Source organism: Methylobacterium sp. E-046 (genome assembly GCF_022829625.1).
Classification (GTDB): Bacteria; Pseudomonadota; Alphaproteobacteria; order Rhizobiales; family Beijerinckiaceae; genus Methylobacterium; species Methylobacterium longum.
This window is the reverse complement of the sequence record NZ_JAKSYP010000011.1, coordinates 1-18,796: the sequence shown is the minus strand read 5'-3', so window position 1 is coordinate 18,796 and position 18,796 is coordinate 1. Positions and strand designations below refer to the sequence as shown.

Below are 18,796 nucleotides of genomic sequence, written 5' to 3'. Positions count from 1 at the left end.
TGATCGCCACCGACTTGCCCGAGCCGGTGGTGCCGGCCACCAGCAGGTGCGGCATGCGCGCGAGGTCGGCGATGATCGGCTCGCCGCCGATGTTCTTGCCCAGGCACAGGGCCAGCTTGTGCTTGCTCTCCGCGAAATCCGCCGATGCCAGCAACTCGCGCAGGTAGACGGTCTCGCGGGTGTCGTTCGGCAGTTCGATGCCGATGACGTTGCGGCCGGGCACGACCGCGACGCGGGCCGAGACCGCCGACATCGACCGGGCGATGTCGTCCGACAGGCCGATGACGCGGCTGGACTTGGTGCCGGGGGCCGGCTCGAGTTCGTACAGGGTGACGACCGGGCCCGGCCGCACCGCCAGGATGTCGCCGCGCACCCCGAAATCCTGGACCGTCTGCTGCAGGTTGAGGGCGTTCTGCTCCAGCACGTCGGCATCGACCTCCTCGCTGCCGCCGGGTGCCGGCAGGGCGAGCAGTTCGAGAGAGGGCAGCTCGTAGTCGGCGTTCTCGATCGACGCGATCTCGAGGTGGCGGCCGGCCGGGATCAGGTGCGCCCGCGGCGCGACCATCGGGAGCGCGGCCGGCACGGGGACCGGCGCGGCAATCGTCTCGGCGGTCGTCTCGATGGTCCTCTCAGGGGTCGTCTCGGCAATCGTCTCGGCCGTCGTCTGGACCGGAGCGATCTCCGCCGCGACGGTCGCGGCCTCGACCGCGGCGGGCTCGGTCTGGGGCGCCAGCTTGCCCCGGAGCAGGACCGGGCGCGGCGTCATCGGGATCACCACCCGCTCGGCCTCGCCCCGCTCCGGGACCGGTGCGACGGTCGCCGAAGCCGGGACGGATTCGGGCTGAACCGGGAGCGTCGGCTGACCGGCCGCGCGGATCGCCGCCCGGGCCGCCATGGCGCTGAGAACCGGGGCGCGGCGGGGAGTCTCGGCGGACGGCGCCACCGGGGGCTCCGCCGGGGCGCTTCCGGGACCGAAGACCAGCGACAGGGCCGTCGCCGCCGGCGCGGACGGCCCGAACGCGCTCCGGATCGCGGCGGCCTCGTCGACCCCGGGGATGCCGGCGGACGCCAAGCCGTTATCCTGCCCGGCGGAAGGCCGGGGCGGCTGGTCGAACCGCACCAGCCGGTCGAGGACGTAGACCGGCCGCGGCGGCAGTGCGGTGAGATGCGCGATGTCGTGGGTCATCGCGGCGACGTGCGCGTCGGACGCCCCCTGCGGTTCGGCCTTCGCCGCCTCGGCGGCCGTTTCCAGCGCCGCCCAGGCCTCCACCGATGACCAGTCGCCGCCGTCGAACCAGGGCTGGACCCCGGACCAGTCCGGAAGATCGGACCAGTCGCGCGCGGGCGCCTCGACGGCCGGAAGCGGCTCGACCGGGGCGATCACGGCCGTGGACGAGGCCAGCTCGACGGCGGGGCGCACCGGCCGGCGGTCCGGCGTGCGGAAGTAGCGGACGCCCGGCGGGGCGACGAAGGGCTGGCGCCACAAGGGCAGCGCGTCGTCGGCCGGATCGGCCGCCTCGGAAAAGACGGTCTCGGGTGGCGCGAGGCGCGCGGCCTCCGCGCGGGCCATCGCCGCCCGCTCGGCCTCCTCGCGGGCGGCGCGCTCGGTCTCCAGGGCGAGGCTCGCCGCCTGTGCCTCGGCGCGGGCCCGCTCCAGGGCGACGCGCTCGGCGTCGAGGGCGCGCTGGCGGCGCTCCTGGAGGACGGAATCGGGCGTGCGGGTCCAGCGCACGGCCGAGGCCGACGCAGGGGGAACCGGTGCGGCGAGCGGCGCGCCCTCCGGGGCGATGGCGGCGGGCCGGCGCGGCTGGCGCACGAGCACGCCCGGCGAGGAGGCGCTGCGGTCGATCCGGCTCTCGAAGGAGGCGTCGAGCGCGTCGAGGCTGGCCCGGTCGTCGAAGACCTGGGACGGCCACTGGTGCCCGGGCTGCGCCGCGCCGGCGGCGCGCGGAGAGCGCTCCGGCCCCTCGCGGCCGACGAGAGCGGCCGGCGTGGTCAGCCAACTCGGCTCGGTCCGGCGACCGGGGACGCCGTAGGCCGGCCGGGCCGGCAGCCCGGCCGGCGTGCCTGACAGGCGCCGGGCGAGGCTCGCGCGGAACGCCATGAGTCGATGCGCCAGGGCTCCGAGTGAGAGGCCCGGACGGTCACCGCCGCGGACGGGCCGGGCGGGGTCACGGTGGGAGTACGGAGGCCGTCCCGATGCGCGCATGGGTTCTCGAACGATACTCGAAACAGGGATCCGCCGACGCGCGGCGGCTGCCGTCAGTTAGGCCATTTGTCGTTAATGGAGGCTTGCCGCCGCCCCGCTCCGCGGAAACCATAAGGTCCCGGGCGGAGTGTGCTGCACTGCACTGTGCTCGGTCATCCCGGACGCCGGGCGAGCGTTCCGGACGTCGCGCGGGCGTTCCAGGCGGTCGGGGTCGCCGCATGGGCGGCGGACCGCGCAGGCGCGCAACCGCGCTGCGATATCCGCCGACGCCGCGTCCACGCCCTGCCCGGGCGAAGTCCGCGGTCATGCCGCGGAGCGCCGCCCCCGGGACCGGCGGCCGATCAAAAAACCCGGGCCCACGAAGCTGTGGCGCGCCTGCGTGCGTTTGCCTAGGCTGACAGCCTCCTCTGCCGTTCAGGTGCCCGTGACCCAGCCGCCTTCCCTCTCCCTCGCCGATCCCCGGACGGCCGGCCCGGCGCAGTTCCGGTCGCTGTATCGACACGGCTTCGCCCGGGTCGCGGCCTGCACCGGCCGCAGCCACCCGGCGGAACCCGAGCGCAACGCCGACGTGGTGCTCGGCCTCGCCCGGACCTGCCACGAATCAGGGGCGGCGCTCGCCGTGTTCACGGAACTCGGCCTGTCCGCCTACGCGATCGAGGATCTGCTGCTCCAGCAGACCCTGCTGGACGCGGTCGAGGCCGCCGCCGCCCGGGTGATCGCCGAGTCGGCGTCCCTCCGGCCGCTGCTGCTGGTCGGCGCGCCGCTGCGCTGGCGCCACCGCATCTATAACTGTGCCCTCGCGATCCAGGGCGGCCGGCTGCTCGGCGTCGTGCCGAAGACCTTCCTGCCGAACTACCGGGAATTCTACGAGAAGCGCCACTTCGCCTCCGGCGCCGGACTCGCGGGCGAGACCATCCGGGTGGCCGGTCACGAGGCGCCCTTCGGCACCGACCTGCTATTCCCGGCCGAGGACCTGCCGGGCCTCGTGGTCGGGGTGGAGATCTGCGAGGATCTGTGGGTGCCGGAGCCCCCCGGCATGCGCGCGGCGCTCGCGGGCGCCACCGTGCTGGCGAACCTGTCGGGCAGCCCGATCACGGTGGGCCGGGCCGAGTCGCGGGCGCTCCTGTCGCGGGCAGCCTCGATGCGCGGTGCCTGCGCGTATGTCTACGCGGCGGCCGGCCAGGGCGAGTCGACCACCGACCTGTCCTGGGACGGCCAGACCAGCATCGACGAGTTGGGCGTGCGCCTCGCCGAGGGCGAGCGCTTCCCGGACGGGCCGGTGACGACGCGCGCCGACATCGACCTCGACCTGATCGCCCAGGAGCGCCTCCAGGCCGGCAGCTTCGACGACGACGCGCGCCGGCACGTCCTCCCCTATCGTCGCGTCCCGTTCCGCCTCGCCCCGCCCGCGGCCGATCTCGGCCTGATCCGGCGGATCGAGCGCTTCCCGTTCGTGCCGGCCGATCCCGCGCGCCTCGCGCAGGATTGCTACGAGGCCTACAACATCCAGGTCGTCGGCCTCGCCCAGCGCCTGGAGGCCACCGGCACCCGCAAGGCCATCATCGGCGTCTCGGGCGGCCTCGATTCGACCCACGCGCTGATCGTGATCGCCAAGGCCTTCGATCGCCTGGGCTACCCGCGTTCCGACATCCTGGCCTACACGCTGCCGGGCTTCGCCACCTCGAACGCCACCAAGACCAACGCTCACGCGCTCATGAAGGCGCTGGGCTGCACGGCCGCCGAGATCGACATCCGCCCGGCGGCCAAGCAGATGCTCGCCGACATGAACCACCCCTTCGCCAGGGGCGAGGCGGTCTACGACGTGACCTTCGAGAACGTGCAGGCGGGCCTGCGCACCGACTACCTGTTCCGGCTGGCCAACCACGCGGGCGGCATCGTGGTCGGCACCGGCGACCTCTCCGAGCTGGCGCTGGGCTGGTGCACCTACGGCGTCGGCGACCAGATGAGCCACTACGCGGTCAATGCCGGCGTGCCCAAGACCCTGATCCAGCACCTCATCCGCTGGGTGATCGGCAACGGCGAGGTCGGGCCGGACGAGGCCCGCACCCTCCAGGCGGTCCTCGACACCGAGATCTCCCCCGAGCTGGTGCCGGTGGACCAGGACGACAGCCCGCAGAGCACGGAAGGGACGATCGGCCCCTACGCCCTGCAGGACTTCAACCTGTTCTATACGCTGCGCTACGGGTTCCGGCCCTCGAAGATCGCCTTCCTGGCGCTCCACGCCTGGGGCGACCGGGAGCGGGGCTTCTGGGCGCCGGACTTCCCCGAGACCAAGCGGGTCGCCTACGCCCTGCCCGAAATCCGCCGCTGGCTCGGTGTCTTCCTCGGCCGGTATTTCGGCTTCAGCCAGTTCAAGCGCTCGGCCCTGCCGAACGGGCCGAAGGTCTCGGCCGGCGGCTCCCTGTCGCCGCGGGGCGACTGGCGCGCGCCCTCCGACGGGTCCGCCCGCATCTGGATCGAGGAGCTGAACCGAAACGTCCCTGAAACTTGACCGTCACAAACTCGACCGATTGTGCCATTATGAGCACGGTCAAGCCGATTCTTTGCAGTGCGAGATCTCGCATTGGGAAGAATCGGCTTCGAGGGCGGCCAGGCGGAGGACTTCGGATGCGAAGCTACAACCTGTTCCGGCTCAAGGGCGAGGAAGGTCTCTGCTGCGCGGTGCCGGAAGCCAGCACCGTCCCGCCCTTCATCGGCGCCGGTCGCTGGACGTTCGGCGGCAAGCTCTGCGACGGGAGCCGGCAGCCCCTCGACTTCGACGACAGGGCCGCCGACACCGCGGTGCGCTTCAACGGCTTCTACCTGTTCCAGACGGTGGACCGGCGCTTCATCGACTGACCGGGTGGGCTGACGGCGGCGCGTCGGTCGGGAGCGCAGGAATGGCGCCCCTCCTCCGCGGGGAAGCGACGCCAGGCCAGCCGCTCACGCTCGTTCGACGACGGCAGCGGACGCGCGGAGCCGTCCGATCGCAGCTGGGACCGCGAAAACCGGCCTGCCCCTCTCGCGTCCGCACTCGCCAGTGCAGGAGCCATGAAGTCCGGTATTCCGACGAAGATTCCTTAAGGGCTGGCGTGCAGAAATCCCGGCATCGTCGGGATTCCGGAGCCGCCCAAATGTCGGAGCATCGCAGAGAGGCGCGCCAGAGGGTCTTCCTCAAGGGCCGCATCGTGTTCAACAACGGCTCGTCGAGCTTCGACTGCTTGGTGCGCGATATGTCCGCCACTGGCGCGCGCTTGGTCATGAGCGACGCCACCACGCTGCCGGAGGCGTTCGACCTGTACATTCCGCAGAAGGACCGAACCTTCCGCGCGACCCTGCGCTGGCGGCGCGAGGATGGCATCGGCGTCACCTTCGCGGACGAGCAGGCCCGGGCCACCACCGCAGCCCCCGCTCCGGCGGCGACCGACGCCTCCGTGAGCATGCTGCTGAAGCGCATCGGTGAGCTTGAGACCGAAAACGCCGCCCTGCGCCGGCTGCTCGCCAGCATGGCCCAGACCGGTGAGGCGGCGAGCGCGGCCTGAGAGTCAGCCCTGTCCTTCGAGGACGGCGCGGATCCGCGCGGCGTGCTCGGCCAATACCGTATTGTCGGCCATGCCCCCCTCGTGGCGCTTCAGAGGCACGCCCTCGCGCCGCGGGACGACGTGGACATGCAGGTGGAACACGGTCTGCCCGCCGGCCGGCTCGTTGAACTGAAACACCGTCAATCCGTCGGCTTTGAACGCGGTCTTCACGGCCTGGGCCACGCGTTGGACGCTGGCAGTCAGGGCGGCGAGCGAAGCCGGATCGGCGTCGAGCAAGCCTCTGGCGGGCGCCTTCGGAATCACGAGGGTGTGGCCCTCGCCCTGGGGCATCACGTCCATGAAGGCCAGCGTGTGCGCGTCCTCGTAGACACGGTGGCACGGGATCTCGCCCCGCAGGATCTTGGCGAAGATGTTGTCGGGGTCGTAGCGGGCGTCGGCCATGCTGCTTCCGGGTCCTTCCTGAGCCGCGACAGGTTGCACGGGGCGCCCAGCCGCGTCCACACGGGAACCGCCGGCGGACCGGAACGCTTGCACCGCCGCGGTTGGGTCCGCGTGTCCCGGCACCCGGCCGGGCGTCCACATGCAGAACCGAGGTCGGGGAGTTCCGGATGGCGCACGAGAGCACGGGTGCGATCTACGCGGCGGCAGGCGCGAATCTCGCCATCGCGGCGGCGAAGTTCGCGGGCGGGGCGCTGACGGGCTCCACCGCGATGCTGGCCGAAGGCGTGCACTCGATGGTCGACACGGCCAACCAGGTGCTGCTGCTCGTCGGGATGAAACGGGCCGAGCGGCCCGCCGACGCGCGCCACCCCTTCGGCTACGGGCGCGAGATCTACTTCTACGCCTTCGTGGTCGCCCTGATGATCTTCCTCGGCGGCGGCGTCTTCGCGGTCTACGAGGGCATGGAGCGGATCCGGCATCCCGAGCCGGACGTGGACGCCGAGTTCCTCGGCTACCGGCTGCCGGGCATCTGGGTGAACGTCGCGATCCTGGGCTTCGCCATCGTGGCCGAGGGCATATCGTTCTTCGTGGCGATGCGGCAGTTCTGGGCCGAGAAGGGCCGACACTCGGCGCTGCGGGCGATCCGGCGCAGCAAGGACCCGACCCTGTTCACCGTTCTCGCCGAGGACACGGCCGCGCTGATCGGCCTGCTGATCGCGCTGGCGGGCGTCGCGCTGAGCCATGTCCTCGAGATGCCGAGCCTCGACGGCTGGGCCTCGGTGGGGATCGGCCTCGTCCTGATCGGGATGGCCGGGTTCCTGATGGTCGAGACCCACGGCCTGCTGATCGGCGAGGCGGCCGACCCCGAGATCGTGGCGGCGATCTCGGAGCTGGCGCGCGCCGAACCGGGCGTGCTCCACGTCAACGAGGTGCTCACCCAGCACCTCGGCCCCGCCGACATCCTGGTCAACCTCAGCATCGACATGGCCGACGACCTGAGCGCGGGCGACGTCGAGAGCTTGGTGACGCGTCTCGACCGGGCGCTGAAGGAGCGCAACACGGACGTCAAGCGGGTGTTCATCGAGATCCAGCAGCAGGGGGATCACGGGGTACGGGCGGCGGCCTGAGGGGGTGTGCCGATCCTGCCGGACGGCCGGCCCGAACGGCGTTTGGCCGTCCTCCGGTTGCGTCCGGACAATGCGGATCAACGCGGAGGACCAGCCTGCCGCCCTTCGCAGTGAAGCGTCGCACCTCACGGCCGCCGTGCGGAGGATCAGGATCCCTACGGCGCGTCCCCGGTGGCCGGGATCGAGGCTGCTCCGGACAGAGCCGCCATGGTCCAACTGGTGGTCGCGGCCTTCGGCACCCGCGGACGGGATCGGGGCCCGCGCCTGAGCCGCGATCCGGCCGCTCAGGCGCTCCGGCCCACCTGCTCGAGGCTCAGCGCCCAGACCCGCTCCTGCACCGCCTCGTTGCGGCTCTCGGACGAGGAGGTCTTCGGCCGGGAATGCGAGAAGTAGCGGCCGGTGACGCCGTCGAGCTCCGGGGCGCTCGCCACGTGGAGGGACGTCCGGGCCCCCTTCTCGGGGGTGGTCAGGAACGGCCGTATCAGCGACCACGCGGTGCCGAACAGGCCGCCGGTGTTCTTGGCAAAGCCCGTGTTGATCACGCCCGGATGCAGGGCATTCACCGCGATGCCGCTGTAGCGCAGCCGCCGGGCCAGCGCGTAGGTGAACAGGACGTTGCCGAGCTTGGCCTGCGCGTAGGCCCGCATCGCGCCGTAGTGCCGGGCGCCCCCGATGTCGTCGAAGTCGATGTGCCCCCGGTAATGGGCCGCGGAGGCGACGTTGACGATGCGCGGCTCGGCGCCGGCTGCCGCCGCGGCCTTCAGGGTGTCGAGGAGTTCGAGGGTCAGGAGCACGTAGCCCAGGTGGTCCAGAGCCCAGGTGCGCTCGATGCCATCCACGGTGAGGGTGCGCCGGTCGAAGATCGCGCCGGCGTTGTTCACCAGCACGTCGAGGCGCGGGTAGGCATCGCGCAACGTCCCGGCGAGCCTGCGGATTTCGGCCTGCGCCGACAGGTCGGCGACATGCGCATCCACGCGCGCGCCGGAGGCAGCGTCCCGCATCATCCCCGCGCAGGCCTGCGTCCTGGCGGCATCACGCCCCACGATGACGACCCGCGCGCCGCGGCGCGCGAGCCCAAGGGCGGTCTCGTAGCCGATGCCGCTGGTCGCCCCGGTGACGAGGCAGACCTTGTCGCGCATCCCGGCGGCCTCAGAACACCGCCTGTCCGACCGCGAAGGCGATCACGACGATCACGATGGCGACCAGCAGGAACAGGCCGAACAGGATCCGCGCCAGCGAGCCGGCGCCCGAGGCGATGCCGGTGAAACCGAGGCCGCCGGCGATCAGCGAGATCACGAAGCAGATGAGGGCCCACTTGAGAAGGGTCATGGCGTCACTCCGGAGGGGCCCCGTGACAGGGCCGATGTTCGCTGCCTCAACCGCCGCCAAGCGCGACCGTTCCGCGGGGGTTTCCCCTCGGGCCGCTTTTATTCTCAGGGCGCCTCAGCCGGTCTTCGTCACCGCCTGCGCCGGCGCGTCCGCGCGCTCCAGCATGATCTCCGCCAGCGTGTGGTAGAGGCCGCCCCGGCAGACCGCCTTGGAGGCGGCATCCGCCAGGAGCGCGGCCACCATCAGCGGGATCACCATCGTGTGGTTCTGGGTCATCTCGGTGACGATGACGAAGCTGGTGATCGGCGCCTGGAGCACGCCCGTCAGGTAGGCCACCATCCCCATGAGCACGAGGGCGCCCACCGGCATGTCCGGCAGGACGCCGTGGATCGCGCCGCCGAGGCCGGCCCCCACCGCCAGCGACGGCGCGAACAGGCCGCCCGGGATGCCGCTGATCGAGCTGAGCACGGTGGCGGCGAATTTCAGGGGCGCGTAGGCCAAGCCCGCCGCGGCGTCGCCGTGGAGGATGGCCCGGGCCTCCTCGTAGCCGGTGCCGTAGGCGCCGCCCCCGGAGGCGAGGCCGCACAGGGCGACGCACAGGCCGCAGGCCGCCGCGAAGGCCACGGGCCGGGTCTTGATCAGGCGGCCGGACGTTCCGGGCAGGCCGCGGGCGAACAGGATCACCACGCGGCTGAACAGGCCGCCCGCGAGGCCGCCCGCGACGGCGATCAGCGGCACGATCCAGCTCGCCGCCAGCGGCAGGTCGGCCTGGGTGGTGCCGAAATAGGTATAGTTGCCGAGCAGCCCGAGGGAGGTCAGGCCCGCCGCCACGATCCCGGCCACGATCAGGCCGGAGGAGCGCGCCTCGTAGGCCCGGCCCAGTTCCTCGATGCCGAACACGATGCCGGCGAGCGGCGTGTTGAACGCCGCGGCGACGCCGGCCGCGCCGCCGGCGAGCAGCAGGCCCGGCAGCCGGTCCGGGGTCAGGCGCCCGAAGGCCGCCATGATCGCCGCGCCGACCTGCACGGTCGGTCCCTCACGACCCGCCGAGGCCCCGGAGAGGAGGCCAAGGAACAGGACCAGCACCTTGCCGAGCGCCACCCGGGGGGAGATGAGGGAGAAACGGAAGTCCGCGTCCCGGGCGTGCCGGGCGGCGATCACCTGCGGGATGCCGGACCCTTGCGAGTTCGGGAACACCGTGCGGGCGAGCAGAGCCGCCAGCGCGAAGCCCGCGGGCGTCAGCACCAGGGCGATCAGCGGCGAGGGCGCGGTGAGCCGCCGGAACCCGTCCTGCGCGAGGTCGGCGCCCTTGGCCATGAGCACGGCGGCGAGGCCTACGCCGATGCCGCCGGCCAGGAACAGCAGCCGGCTGCGCCAGAGGGGGTAGGCCCCCATCGAGGCCGAGCGCAGGCGCAGGATCGAGCGGCGGTAGCGGGAGCGCTTCGGGGCCTCGATCGTCTCCAGCGCGTCGTCCCGCATCTCGACCATGGTAGAGCACTGCACCCGCGCTGCCGAAGCAGCCGCTATACCGCAACCGGCAAAGATTGACCCCCGGCACCGCTTAAAAAGCGCGTCCCGGCCTCCGCCGATTACGCGGAGGCGCGGCGCGAAAGCAACGGCGCAGTTGCGGACCAGATCAATCAGGTCCATAGCGCCGCGGCGATGCAGACTATCTTCTCGACCGATGGAATCCGACCGGAGGACCGATTCCGCCAGTGGCGGGATCTCTGCGAAGATCGCCTCGTTCCGATGGCGCAGAACTGCCTGGGCGACGCGCCGTTCCACGCGACGATAGAAGGCAGGGAAATCGGATGCCTGGTGTTCACGCGATTTTCTTTGAGCAATCTCAGAGCCGCGACCACGCGCCCGATGCTTCGACATGAAAACAATAAATCTGATTATCTTTTCTTGAGTATAGTGCTCTCCGGCACCGTAAAGGCTGAGCAAAACGAATATTGTGGGAAGGATATTGCCGGAGATTTCTCAATACGGGACACGAATACGCCCTGGACGATCGAGCACGGCGGATACAGCGAGGTTCTGGCCGTTCAGATCCCCCGGGTCCGGCTCGAGGCCATGCTGGGATCGGCGCGCCGCTTCGCCGGGCTGACCGTGGGCGGCAACCTGCCGACCACGACGCTGACCCGCTCGTTCCTGGGGAATCTGCTGCGCGCGGGCGACCGGCTGACGCCGGACTCGGCGGAGCGCATGATCTCGGCGGGGATCGACCTCATCATCGCCAGCCTCGCCGAGCGGATGGCGATGGAGGCACCCAAGGCCCTGCAGGGCACCCTGACCCTCCAGCGGGCGAAGGCCTACGCGGCGGCGAATCTCGGCGATCCCGACCTCAACCCGTCGCGGGTCGCGGCCGCGGTGGGCGTTTCCCTGCGCCGTTTACAGGAACTGTTCCGCGACGACGGGCGCAACCTTGCGGCCTGGATCTGGCAGTTGCGGCTCGAGAAGGCCGCCCAGCGCCTGTCCGATCCGGCCTATCTCCATCTGCAGGTGGGCGAAGTGGCCTACCGCTGCGGCTTCGTCGACCAAGCCCATTTCTCCCGCCGTTTCCGCAACCGCTACGCCGTCAGCCCGCGCCAGTATCGCCACACCGCCCTGGCCCGGGCCACCGCAGCCATGCTGTGAAGGGCCGGCACGCGCCGGATCGCCCGCCGCTCCCGCGGCCCCGGAGGGAAGAGGCGACGGCCTGGGCGGGCAAAGCCCGGCACGGGTGTAGCGACGGCGGATGCCGCGCCATCCGGCGTCCGCCGGGTTCGCCGACGGGTCTGTCGCCGGCGGCCCTCACCGCTCGGCGGCGCACAGGTCCTCCACCGCGCGCACATACGACTTGGCGTCGAACTTCTTCAGGGAGTTCTCGCTCTGATAACGGACCGTGCCGAAGACCGGGCGGTTCTGCCAGGGGCGGTCGTGCAGGCCGTACACCCAGGCGACGTTGGTGAAGGAGTTCGGGTCGCGCCCGTCGAGGAAATAGCGGTTGTTGAGGCGGAGCGTCCGGGCGAACCCTTCCTGGGGCGAAGGCGACCATTCGAGAATCTTCTTGCCCCAGTACATCCGCAGCTGGTTGTGCATGTAGCCGGTCTCGCGCATCTCGCGCATCGCCGCGTTCCAGTAGCGGTCGTGGGTCTCGCCGGCCGCGAGTTGCTCCTCCGAGTAGGCATGGGGGCGCTCGTCCTTTGCGTGCTCGGCGAGGGTCTTGCGCGCCCATTCGGGGACGGCCCTGTCGTAGTCGTCGTAGCCCTCGGTGTAGAAGACGTGGTTCATGGCGAGCTCGCGCCGGACGATCAGTTCCTCCAGGTAGGCGCCGCGGTCGTCGTCATCGCCGACCTTGGCCGCGCGGATGGCCTGCGCGATCTCCACCGGCGAGATCTGCCCGAAATGCAGGTAGGGGCTCATGTGCGAGGCCGCGGCCGCCTCCGGCATGTTGCGCCCGGCCCCGTAGCCCGAGAACCCGTCCTTCAGGAATGCCGCCAGGCGCTGGCGGGCCTGCGTCTCGCCGCCGACAAACCGCTTCACCGGCCCGACCACCCGGTCCAGCGTCATCCCGGCCAGTACCGCCTCCGGATCGGAGACGTCGATCGCACTCTTCAGCTCGAGCGCGCCGGCCGCGCGCTTCGGCTTGCGCGGCGCCAGGGCGGCGATGAACGGATCCCAGAGGCGGTTCAGCTTCGGCCGCAGGGTCCGGGCGGCGAATTCATGCTTACCCGACGCCGTCTCCACCGGCACCACCACGTCGCCCTCGACCTGGACGATCCGGGTCTCCACGGCCGCGGCGATCTCCCGGTACCATCCCTTCTGGATGGCGAGGTAGCCGCGGTCGAGCACGAGGAGCGCCGCATCCGCGGCGAGGTCGATGGCGACCCGGGCGGGCGAGGCCTTGCGCATGACGAAACCGACGCCCCGCTTCTCCAGGCCCGCCTTCGCGTCCGCGAGCCCCTGGAGCAGGAAGGCGTAGTGCCGCGCATTGGCCTCGGGGAAGCCGCTGGCGCCGTCGAGCAGGCCGAAGCAGGCGACCACCGGCAGGTCCAGGCGGTTCGCCTCCGCGATGGCGAATTCCAGCGCCGGGTTGAACGTCGCCCGGTTGGCCTGCTGCAGCAGGTAGAGGACGTAAGCCCCGTCCGCGCGGGGCTCGACGTCGTTGAGGACCCGGATCCGCTCACCCTGGATCGCCATGCTCACCCTGATCCTTGCTTCGCGCAGCGCGCTGGAGACTTCGGAGACTTGGCGGATGAGCTAGAGCGGACGATGAGTTCGTCCCTCCGCGGGGGCGGGGCGCAGGGACGCAATCGATCCGCGGCCCCGCGGCGCGGATCACCTCGACAAAACCTTCCCTCATCAGGGACTTACGCGACGGGCGACGCGGCCGTGGCTGCGCCGATCAGAGTTCATCGGCCCCGGGGGCGCTGCGACATTTTCGACACACGCGGTCGCGGACGCGTGTGCGGGCGCACAAAAGGACAGCCCTGCTGTCCTGGTGCCCTTGCAATTTTCCTCCGCGAGCGCAGATTGTGCAGCGCGGGATGGCGATGGCGTCGTCCTCCCGCAGCCCTTCTTGGGCGTTTCCTCCCTAGACTTCGGGCCGCTCCTTCGGGAGTGGCCTTTTTTCTTTGCCGACCCGCGGTTGCCGGGCCGGCACCCCGGCGGCATCCTGCCATCGGGCGGAGGAGTGTCGGGTCATGGGCCTGCTGGACGGATTGCTGGGGCACGGCACCGCGGTCGATGCGGCGACCCTCGCGCGCAGACTCGACGGGATCCTGATCGACGGCGAGACGGCGCGCCTCGCCTTCCGGATCATCCGGGACGTCTTCGTCTTCACGGAGCGCCGCGTGATCCTGATCAACGTGCAGGGCGTCACCGGCAGCAAGGTCGAGTTCCTGTCCGTTCCCTACCGGGCGATCGTCCGCTTCTCGGTGGAGACGGCGGGCACGTTCGACCTCGACGCCGAGCTCAAGATCTGGGTCTCGGGCATGCCGCAGCCGATCGAGCGCACCCTCGGGAAGGGCACGGATGTCCCCGGCATCCAGCGCGCCCTGGCGGAGGGCGCGCTGCGCTGAGACCTCCGCGGCCTCAGCGCGTCGCGCCGCCCCGGCTCGCCGCCAGCGCCGCGGCCTTGCCACCGGCGGCGTAGAGGTCGATCCGGGAATAGACCCCGAATTCCGAGCCGTCGTCGAGGAAGCCGCCGCCCGGTCCCTGGGTCTCGGTGAGGATGGCGTTGGCCTCGTCCAGCGTCAGCGCCGGGAAGGCCGCGGTGAGCAGGTGGCCGGCCTCCGGCGCGACCTTGCCCACGTCCTCCCGGCGGCCGGCGGTCTCCGGATGCACCACCGGCAGACCGTAGGTTTGGGTGGCCGCGTAGAAGGCCGCGTTGGCGGCCGGGTCCTTAAACCGGCCCGTATCCTGCGCGGCGCAGGCCGCCACCGCGTCGCCGCAGCCCGCCTTCAGCGCCGCGGTCATCGCCGCGCGGGCCTCCGTCAGGACCGCCCGGTAATCGGTCACGCTCACCGTCCTGTCGGCCTCCGCCGTAGCCTTGTCGAGCACGGCCGGGTTCTTCCGGATCTGGCCGACATAGGCCGGATCGTTGGCCAGCAGGTGGGCGAGCGCGTGCAGCGAGGTCGCCCGCCCGCCGAGCACATCCATGGCGTAGTGCGCCCCGACGATGATCCGGTCGTTGCCGTACTCGGCCGCGCGGGCGACCATCTGCTGGTAGCGCTCCGGCACCAGGAGCGCGAGCAGCATGGACTCGGTGTAGCCGTAGGTGGTGTGTCCGCTCGGATAGGACGGGCTGTCGACGAGGTTCTGCGAGGGGCCGCGCAGCCAGTCGAGGCTGTGGGACGGGTCGCCGAAATAATCCTTGCCCCGGTAGGCGCGCAGGCGCGGCAGGGTCTGGAACGGTCGTGAATTGCCGTAGCGGTCGGCGCCGGGGCTGCCGGCGGGGCGATCATAGGCCTTCCCGAACGCGTCGGTCACGGCGCCGTCCGCCAGGATCGCCGCGGCGTCGGTGGAGACCGGGGTCTGGCCGTTGGTGGTGGCGTTGGCGAAGAAGTACTTGCCGGAGTTCGAATCCGCCTTCGTCACGTTGTTGGTGTAGCCGATCAGGTTGGCGACCGCCGGCGCGATGCTGGTGAAGGTCTTGTAGTCGCTGTAGGTCGCCTTGGCCTGGTAGGCCTGGGCGAGCGTGGTGCCGAGGCCGTCGGCGAGGTTGGCGGCGTTGCCGTCGGTGATGAAGCAGTCCCGCAGGGCGAGCTGCTGCTGCTCGGGGAAGGGGAGCAGGACCGGCTGCGCGAGGTCGCCGGTCTGGATGTCGCCGGTGACCCGCAGGTTCGCGTCCAGCGCCGCCCGGCCCTCCGGCGAAAGCTGCAGCCGCGCCACCGGGACCAGCCCGCGCAGGGCCGTCAGGTTGGCGGGCGATTGCGCCAGCGCCGGGAGGGGCATAGCGGCCCCAAGCAGCACCAGCCCGATTCTCACGGTCCCGTTCATGCGCCCCTCCTCGTTTCCGGCCCGGGCTATCCCCGCGCCCGGGCCCGGATCATGAAGTTGTCGTAGGTGTATTCCGCCACCTGGAACCAGAGGTACTCCTCGTTCCGGAAGGTGCGCATCGCCTCGTAGGCGCGGCGGAAATCCGCGTTCTTGGCGGCGATCTCGCCGTAGACGTCGTTGGCGTTCTTGAGGGCGGCCTCCATCACCTCCTGGGGGAAGGGACGCAGCTGCGCGCCGCCGGCGACCAGGCGGCGCAGGGCCTGCGGGTTGCGGGCATCGTACTTGGCCTGCACCTCCGCGCCCACCTGCGCGGCGGCGGCCCGCAGGATCGCCTGATAGGATTTCGGCAGCGCCTTCCACTTCTCGGCGTTGAACCAGAAGTGCAGCATCGCGCCGCCCTCCCAGAACCCGGGATAGTGGTAGACCGGCGCGACCTTCTGCAGGCCGAGCCGCTCGTCGTCGTAGGGGCCGATCCACTCGGCGGCGTCGAGCTTCTTGCTCTCCAGCCCCGCGTAGATCTCGGGGCCCGGCACCGCCTGCGGCTGGACGCCGAACTTGGTCAGCACCTGCCCGCCCATGCCGCCGATGCGGAACTTCAGGCCCTGCAGGTCGGCGAGGCTCTTGATCTCGCGCCGGAACCAGCCGCCCATCTGCGCCCCGGTGTTGCCGCCCGGCAGGCAGACGAGGCCCGCCTTGGCGAAGACCTCGGCGAACAGCTCGGCGGCGCCCCCCGCGTGCCACCATGCGGCGGCGCCGCGCGCGTTGAGGCCGAACGGGATCGCGGTGGCGAGCGCGAAGGTCGGGTCCTTGGCCATGCCGAGGGTGGCGGGCCCGTGGCCCATCTCGACGGTGCCGGCCGCGACCGCGTCCAGCAGGCCCTCCCCCGGAACGGGCTCACCGGGGCCCTGCACCTGGATCTGGAAGCGGCCGTCGGTGGCCTCGGCGACGATCCGGCTGAGGGCCTCCGGGGCGCCGAACAGGATGTCGAGGGTCTTGGCGTAGGCCGACGACAGGCGCCAGCGCAGCTCGGGGGCGCCCTCCGCGCGGGCCGGGGCGGCGAGCGGCCCGGCGACCGCCGCGCCGAGGCCGGCCGCCAGCACGGTCCGGCGCCGCGGCCCGGTCAGGGGGAGCAGCGCGATATGTGTCTCGTCCAACGGCATCTCGTCCGAGCGTGTCCGATCCGTCCGGCGCGGGATCGGGGCCGCAGGTAGCATGTCCGCGCCGGTTCTCGAAAGCCGCGGACGGCGCGGGCAGTTCCGTCGCGGGTCGCAACGCGCCCGGGCCCGTGCTAGGCGCCCCGGATGCGATCCGAGCCCTCCGTCACCCTGCACACCGTCTGCGGCCTGGAGGAGCTGTCCGGCCACGGGGCGCGCGGCGTCAGCCACGTCCTGTCGCTGCTCGATCCCGGCACGCCGGAGCCCGAGGCCTTCGCGGCCTACGGCGCCCACGCGCGCACGACGCTCCACTTCCACGATTGCCTCGGGCCCGGGGACGGCCTCGTGCCGCCCGAGCCCGGGCACGTGGCGGCGATCCTCGCCTTCGGCCGCGACCTCGACGGCGCCGGCCACCTCCTGGTCCATTGCCATTACGGCCTGTCGCGCTCCACGGCGGCGCTGCTGATGCTGCTCGCGCAGGCCGAGCCGGAGGTCCCGGCTGAGGCCCTGGTGGCGCGCCTCCACGCCCTGCGCGAGCCCGCCTGGCCGAACGCCCGGATGATCAGCTTCGCGGACGGGATGCTCGGCCGGCAGGGGCGGCTCAGCGAGGCGGTGCGGCAGCTCCACGCGCTGCAGCTGCGGGTGCGGCCGCACCTCGCCGAACTGCTGCGCGGGCTCGGGCGCGGAGCGGAGGTGGAGGCGGCGGAGCGGTGACGGGCAGGCCGCCGGTCGACCTGACCGTCGCGGCTCAGGTGCGCCTGCTCATATTGGCGCCGCCCATGCCGTCACAGCAGCAGCCGCCGGCCTTGCCGGCCTTGGCGTGGTTCATCGCCATGCCGGCCTTGCCGCACATCATCCCAGCCTTGCCCTTGCCGCGGCAGCAGCTCATGGCGGAGGCGGGTACGGCGCTGAGCAGCGCCAGTACGGTGGCGATCGCGAACACGCTCTTCATCGTTCCATCTCCTGCAGCCCGATCGTCCGGCCCATCGCCCTAACCCCGCCCTCATGGCGCGGTCGGCGCACAACCGTCCAGCCCGATCGCACCGGACCCCCACGGCTCGCCCCGGCGAAGCCCGCGGCTCGTCACTTGCCCGCGGGCGTGAAGCTCCCGTCCTTCCACACGTAGAGCACGTAGCCCTGCGCCGTGACATCGCCCTTGGCGTCGAAGCCGACGGTGCCGAGCACGAGGTCGAACCGCTCGGCGTGGAGCGCCTGCGCGATCGCGCGCGGCTCGGTGGAATGGGCGAAGTTGCCGGCCGCGACCAGGGCCTGCATTGCCGCGTAGCCGTAGATCGTCGAGCCGGTGGGATCGATGCCCTCGGCCTTGAAGGTCTTCACCACGTTCGCGGCGGCGGGCTGCCGGCTCGGGTCGAGGTAGAAGGTCATCAGCACGCCGTTGCTCGCCGGTCCGGCGACCTTGGCGAAGTCCGGCGTGGCGATGGAGGAGGTGCCGAACCATTGCGGCCGGAAGCCCCGGTCCGCCGCGATCCGGACGAGCCGGCCCATCTCGGCGGCGTCGCCGCCGTAATAGACCACGTCGATCCCCGCGCCCTTGAGACGGTCGACCAGGGCGGCGTCATCCGCGTCGCTCGGCGAGAAGGACAGCGACAGCGCCTCGTTGACGCCGATGCGGTTGAGGTTGTCCTTGGTGGCGGCGGCGAGCGCCCGGGCGGCGGGGGTCTGATCCTGGAGCAGCGCGATCTTGCGGTCGCGGAACCGCTCGGCCAGCACGGCGGCCGACAGCCGGGCCTGATCGTCGTCGCGCCCGCAGACGCGGAACACGGTCGGCAAGCCGCGGTCGGTGAGCCGGGCCGCCACCGACGCCGCGGTGATCATCACCACGCCGTTCTGCGCGTAGATGTCGGAGGCGGCGATCGAGGCGTTCGAGCAGACATGGCCCACGACGAGGCGGACGCCGGAACGCACGAAATGGTTGGCCACCGCGGTCGCGGTGTTGGAATCGCAGGCGTCGTCCTGGACATCGAGGGTCACGGGCAGCCCGTCGAGGCCGCCCATGGCGTTGGCGTCCCGGGCCGCGGCCTCGACCCCGCGAAGCACCTGTTCGCCCACGGCGACGTAGGGGCCGGAGCGCGGCACAGCCACGCCGATCATCAGGTCGGCCGCCGCCGGCCCTGCCGACAGGAGCGCGATGCACAGGCTTAAGGAAACCAGCGCGGGCCGGAACGGCCAGGCTGCGGGGACGACGCGTCCGATCTTCATCGGGCTCTTCTAGGCATCCTAACGCGCTGCGGCCACGGGGTGCGGCTCCGTAGCCGCAGGTCCGCACCGCACACAACGCCCATACGCGAGGACGGGGCGAAACGCGATTTTTTTCCGCGGTCGATCCCGGCGCCGTCCCGTCGTCACTTCGCGTAGGCGTACGCGGTTGCCGCGGAGGCGAGGGGTCCTGTGACGCCGTTGAAGGCGGCGAGCACCTTGGAGACTTCGGTGAAGGGGGCGTTGGAGACGTAGACGAGGTCCCGGTTGCGCATGCGGAAGGCCTGGGAG

The 18,796-nt window shown here is 71.5% G+C and carries 17 protein-coding genes; 7 read left to right on the top strand and 10 right to left on the bottom strand.

Annotated features, from left to right (window positions below):
• A partial coding sequence (locus tag MKK82_RS00245; RefSeq protein WP_279602606.1) for a DNA translocase FtsK occupies positions 1–2,104 on the bottom strand: 2,104 nt, incomplete at its 3' end.
• A 529-nt stretch (positions 2,105–2,633) separates the two neighbouring features.
• On the opposite strand from MKK82_RS00245, the gene MKK82_RS00240 reads away from it, so the two are divergent.
• From MKK82_RS00240 to MKK82_RS00230, 3 genes are all read left to right on the top strand, one after another.
• Complete coding sequence (locus tag MKK82_RS00240) at positions 2,634–4,721, top strand: NAD(+) synthase (RefSeq protein WP_243984199.1); 2,088 nt, start codon at positions 2,634–2,636, stop codon at positions 4,719–4,721.
• 116 nt (positions 4,722–4,837) lie between these two features.
• Positions 4,838–5,068 carry a hypothetical protein gene (locus MKK82_RS00235; protein ID WP_238293699.1) on the top strand — a complete coding sequence of 77 codons (231 nt, stop codon included), beginning with the start codon at positions 4,838–4,840 and terminating at the stop codon, positions 5,066–5,068.
• Between the two features lie 275 nt (positions 5,069–5,343).
• Positions 5,344–5,751, top strand: coding sequence for a PilZ domain-containing protein (locus MKK82_RS00230; protein WP_238293697.1), 408 nt, complete (start codon positions 5,344–5,346; stop codon positions 5,749–5,751).
• A 3-nt stretch (positions 5,752–5,754) separates the two neighbouring features.
• Here MKK82_RS00230 and MKK82_RS00225 read toward each other — a convergent pair whose 3' ends face one another.
• Positions 5,755–6,192, bottom strand: a complete 438-nt coding sequence (locus tag MKK82_RS00225) for an HIT family protein (RefSeq protein WP_238293695.1) — start codon at positions 6,190–6,192, stop codon at positions 5,755–5,757.
• A 167-nt stretch (positions 6,193–6,359) separates the two neighbouring features.
• Here MKK82_RS00225 and MKK82_RS00220 point away from each other — a divergent pair, with 167 nt between their 5' ends.
• Positions 6,360–7,319 carry a cation diffusion facilitator family transporter gene (locus MKK82_RS00220; protein ID WP_243984198.1) on the top strand — a complete coding sequence of 320 codons (960 nt, stop codon included), beginning with the start codon at positions 6,360–6,362 and terminating at the stop codon, positions 7,317–7,319.
• A 284-nt stretch (positions 7,320–7,603) separates the two neighbouring features.
• On the opposite strand, the gene MKK82_RS00215 is transcribed toward MKK82_RS00220, so the two are convergent.
• The 3 genes from MKK82_RS00215 to MKK82_RS00205 all read right to left on the bottom strand — a co-directional run bounded on the left by MKK82_RS00215 (position 7,604) and on the right by MKK82_RS00205 (position 10,136).
• A complete protein-coding gene (locus MKK82_RS00215) occupies positions 7,604–8,458 on the bottom strand; it encodes an SDR family oxidoreductase (protein WP_243984196.1) in 855 nt (284 codons plus the stop codon).
• 10 nt (positions 8,459–8,468) lie between these two features.
• The gene (locus MKK82_RS00210) at positions 8,469–8,648 is read right to left on the bottom strand and encodes a DUF1328 domain-containing protein (protein WP_007566531.1); all 180 of its coding nucleotides are present in this window, start codon (positions 8,646–8,648) and stop codon (positions 8,469–8,471) included.
• Positions 8,649–8,762: 114 nt separating this feature from the next.
• Positions 8,763–10,136, bottom strand: a complete 1,374-nt coding sequence (locus MKK82_RS00205; protein WP_238293704.1) for a chloride channel protein — start codon at positions 10,134–10,136, stop codon at positions 8,763–8,765.
• A 174-nt stretch (positions 10,137–10,310) separates the two neighbouring features.
• On the opposite strand from MKK82_RS00205, the gene MKK82_RS00200 reads away from it, so the two are divergent.
• Positions 10,311–11,288 (top strand): helix-turn-helix domain-containing protein, encoded by a 978-nt coding sequence (locus MKK82_RS00200; RefSeq protein WP_279602604.1) that lies wholly within the window; start codon positions 10,311–10,313, stop codon positions 11,286–11,288.
• Between the two features lie 156 nt (positions 11,289–11,444).
• Here MKK82_RS00200 and MKK82_RS00195 read toward each other — a convergent pair whose 3' ends face one another.
• Positions 11,445–12,833, bottom strand: a complete 1,389-nt coding sequence (locus tag MKK82_RS00195; RefSeq protein ID WP_243984194.1) for a deoxyribodipyrimidine photo-lyase — start codon at positions 12,831–12,833, stop codon at positions 11,445–11,447.
• A 503-nt stretch (positions 12,834–13,336) separates the two neighbouring features.
• On the opposite strand from MKK82_RS00195, the gene MKK82_RS00190 reads away from it, so the two are divergent.
• Positions 13,337–13,714, top strand: a complete 378-nt coding sequence (locus tag MKK82_RS00190; RefSeq protein ID WP_243984193.1) for a PH domain-containing protein — start codon at positions 13,337–13,339, stop codon at positions 13,712–13,714.
• Positions 13,715–13,727: 13 nt separating this feature from the next.
• On the opposite strand, the gene MKK82_RS00185 is transcribed toward MKK82_RS00190, so the two are convergent.
• Both MKK82_RS00185 and MKK82_RS00180 read right to left on the bottom strand, forming a co-directional pair.
• A complete protein-coding gene (locus MKK82_RS00185; RefSeq protein ID WP_238293682.1) occupies positions 13,728–15,134 on the bottom strand; it encodes a phosphatase PAP2 family protein in 1,407 nt (468 codons plus the stop codon).
• Positions 15,135–15,160: 26 nt separating this feature from the next.
• The gene (locus MKK82_RS00180; RefSeq protein ID WP_238293680.1) at positions 15,161–16,294 is read right to left on the bottom strand and encodes a TRAP transporter substrate-binding protein; all 1,134 of its coding nucleotides are present in this window, start codon (positions 16,292–16,294) and stop codon (positions 15,161–15,163) included.
• Between the two features lie 141 nt (positions 16,295–16,435).
• Here MKK82_RS00180 and MKK82_RS00175 point away from each other — a divergent pair, with 141 nt between their 5' ends.
• A complete protein-coding gene (locus tag MKK82_RS00175; RefSeq protein ID WP_238293678.1) occupies positions 16,436–17,002 on the top strand; it encodes a tyrosine phosphatase family protein in 567 nt (188 codons plus the stop codon).
• 34 nt (positions 17,003–17,036) lie between these two features.
• Here MKK82_RS00175 and MKK82_RS00170 read toward each other — a convergent pair whose 3' ends face one another.
• Both MKK82_RS00170 and MKK82_RS00165 read right to left on the bottom strand, forming a co-directional pair.
• A complete protein-coding gene (locus MKK82_RS00170; protein WP_238293676.1) occupies positions 17,037–17,240 on the bottom strand; it encodes a hypothetical protein in 204 nt (67 codons plus the stop codon).
• A 131-nt stretch (positions 17,241–17,371) separates the two neighbouring features.
• Positions 17,372–18,508, bottom strand: a complete 1,137-nt coding sequence (locus MKK82_RS00165; protein WP_243984191.1) for a branched-chain amino acid ABC transporter substrate-binding protein — start codon at positions 18,506–18,508, stop codon at positions 17,372–17,374.
• Between the last annotated feature and the right edge of the window lie 288 nt (positions 18,509–18,796).

Excerpts from the sequence above, each read along its gene's own strand:
- MKK82_RS00235 (WP_238293699.1), top strand. The coding sequence starts at position 4,838 with ATGCGAAGCTACAACCTGTTCCGGCTCAAGGGCGAGGAAGGTCTCTGC.
- MKK82_RS00230 (WP_238293697.1), top strand. The coding sequence starts at position 5,344 with ATGTCGGAGCATCGCAGAGAGGCGCGCCAGAGGGTCTTCCTCAAGGGC.
- MKK82_RS00225 (WP_238293695.1), bottom strand. The coding sequence starts at position 6,192 with ATGGCCGACGCCCGCTACGACCCCGACAACATCTTCGCCAAGATCCTG.
- MKK82_RS00220 (WP_243984198.1), top strand. The coding sequence starts at position 6,360 with ATGGCGCACGAGAGCACGGGTGCGATCTACGCGGCGGCAGGCGCGAAT.
- MKK82_RS00215 (WP_243984196.1), bottom strand. The coding sequence starts at position 8,458 with ATGCGCGACAAGGTCTGCCTCGTCACCGGGGCGACCAGCGGCATCGGC.
- MKK82_RS00210 (WP_007566531.1), bottom strand. The coding sequence starts at position 8,648 with ATGACCCTTCTCAAGTGGGCCCTCATCTGCTTCGTGATCTCGCTGATC.
- MKK82_RS00205 (WP_238293704.1), bottom strand. The coding sequence starts at position 10,136 with ATGGTCGAGATGCGGGACGACGCGCTGGAGACGATCGAGGCCCCGAAG.
- MKK82_RS00200 (WP_279602604.1), top strand. The coding sequence starts at position 10,311 with ATGCAGACTATCTTCTCGACCGATGGAATCCGACCGGAGGACCGATTC.
- MKK82_RS00195 (WP_243984194.1), bottom strand. The coding sequence starts at position 12,833 with ATGGCGATCCAGGGTGAGCGGATCCGGGTCCTCAACGACGTCGAGCCC.
- MKK82_RS00190 (WP_243984193.1), top strand. The coding sequence starts at position 13,337 with ATGGGCCTGCTGGACGGATTGCTGGGGCACGGCACCGCGGTCGATGCG.
- MKK82_RS00185 (WP_238293682.1), bottom strand. The coding sequence starts at position 15,134 with ATGAACGGGACCGTGAGAATCGGGCTGGTGCTGCTTGGGGCCGCTATG.
- MKK82_RS00180 (WP_238293680.1), bottom strand. The coding sequence starts at position 16,294 with ATGCCGTTGGACGAGACACATATCGCGCTGCTCCCCCTGACCGGGCCG.
- MKK82_RS00175 (WP_238293678.1), top strand. The coding sequence starts at position 16,436 with ATGCGATCCGAGCCCTCCGTCACCCTGCACACCGTCTGCGGCCTGGAG.
- MKK82_RS00170 (WP_238293676.1), bottom strand. The coding sequence starts at position 17,240 with ATGAAGAGCGTGTTCGCGATCGCCACCGTACTGGCGCTGCTCAGCGCC.
- MKK82_RS00165 (WP_243984191.1), bottom strand. The coding sequence starts at position 18,508 with ATGAAGATCGGACGCGTCGTCCCCGCAGCCTGGCCGTTCCGGCCCGCG.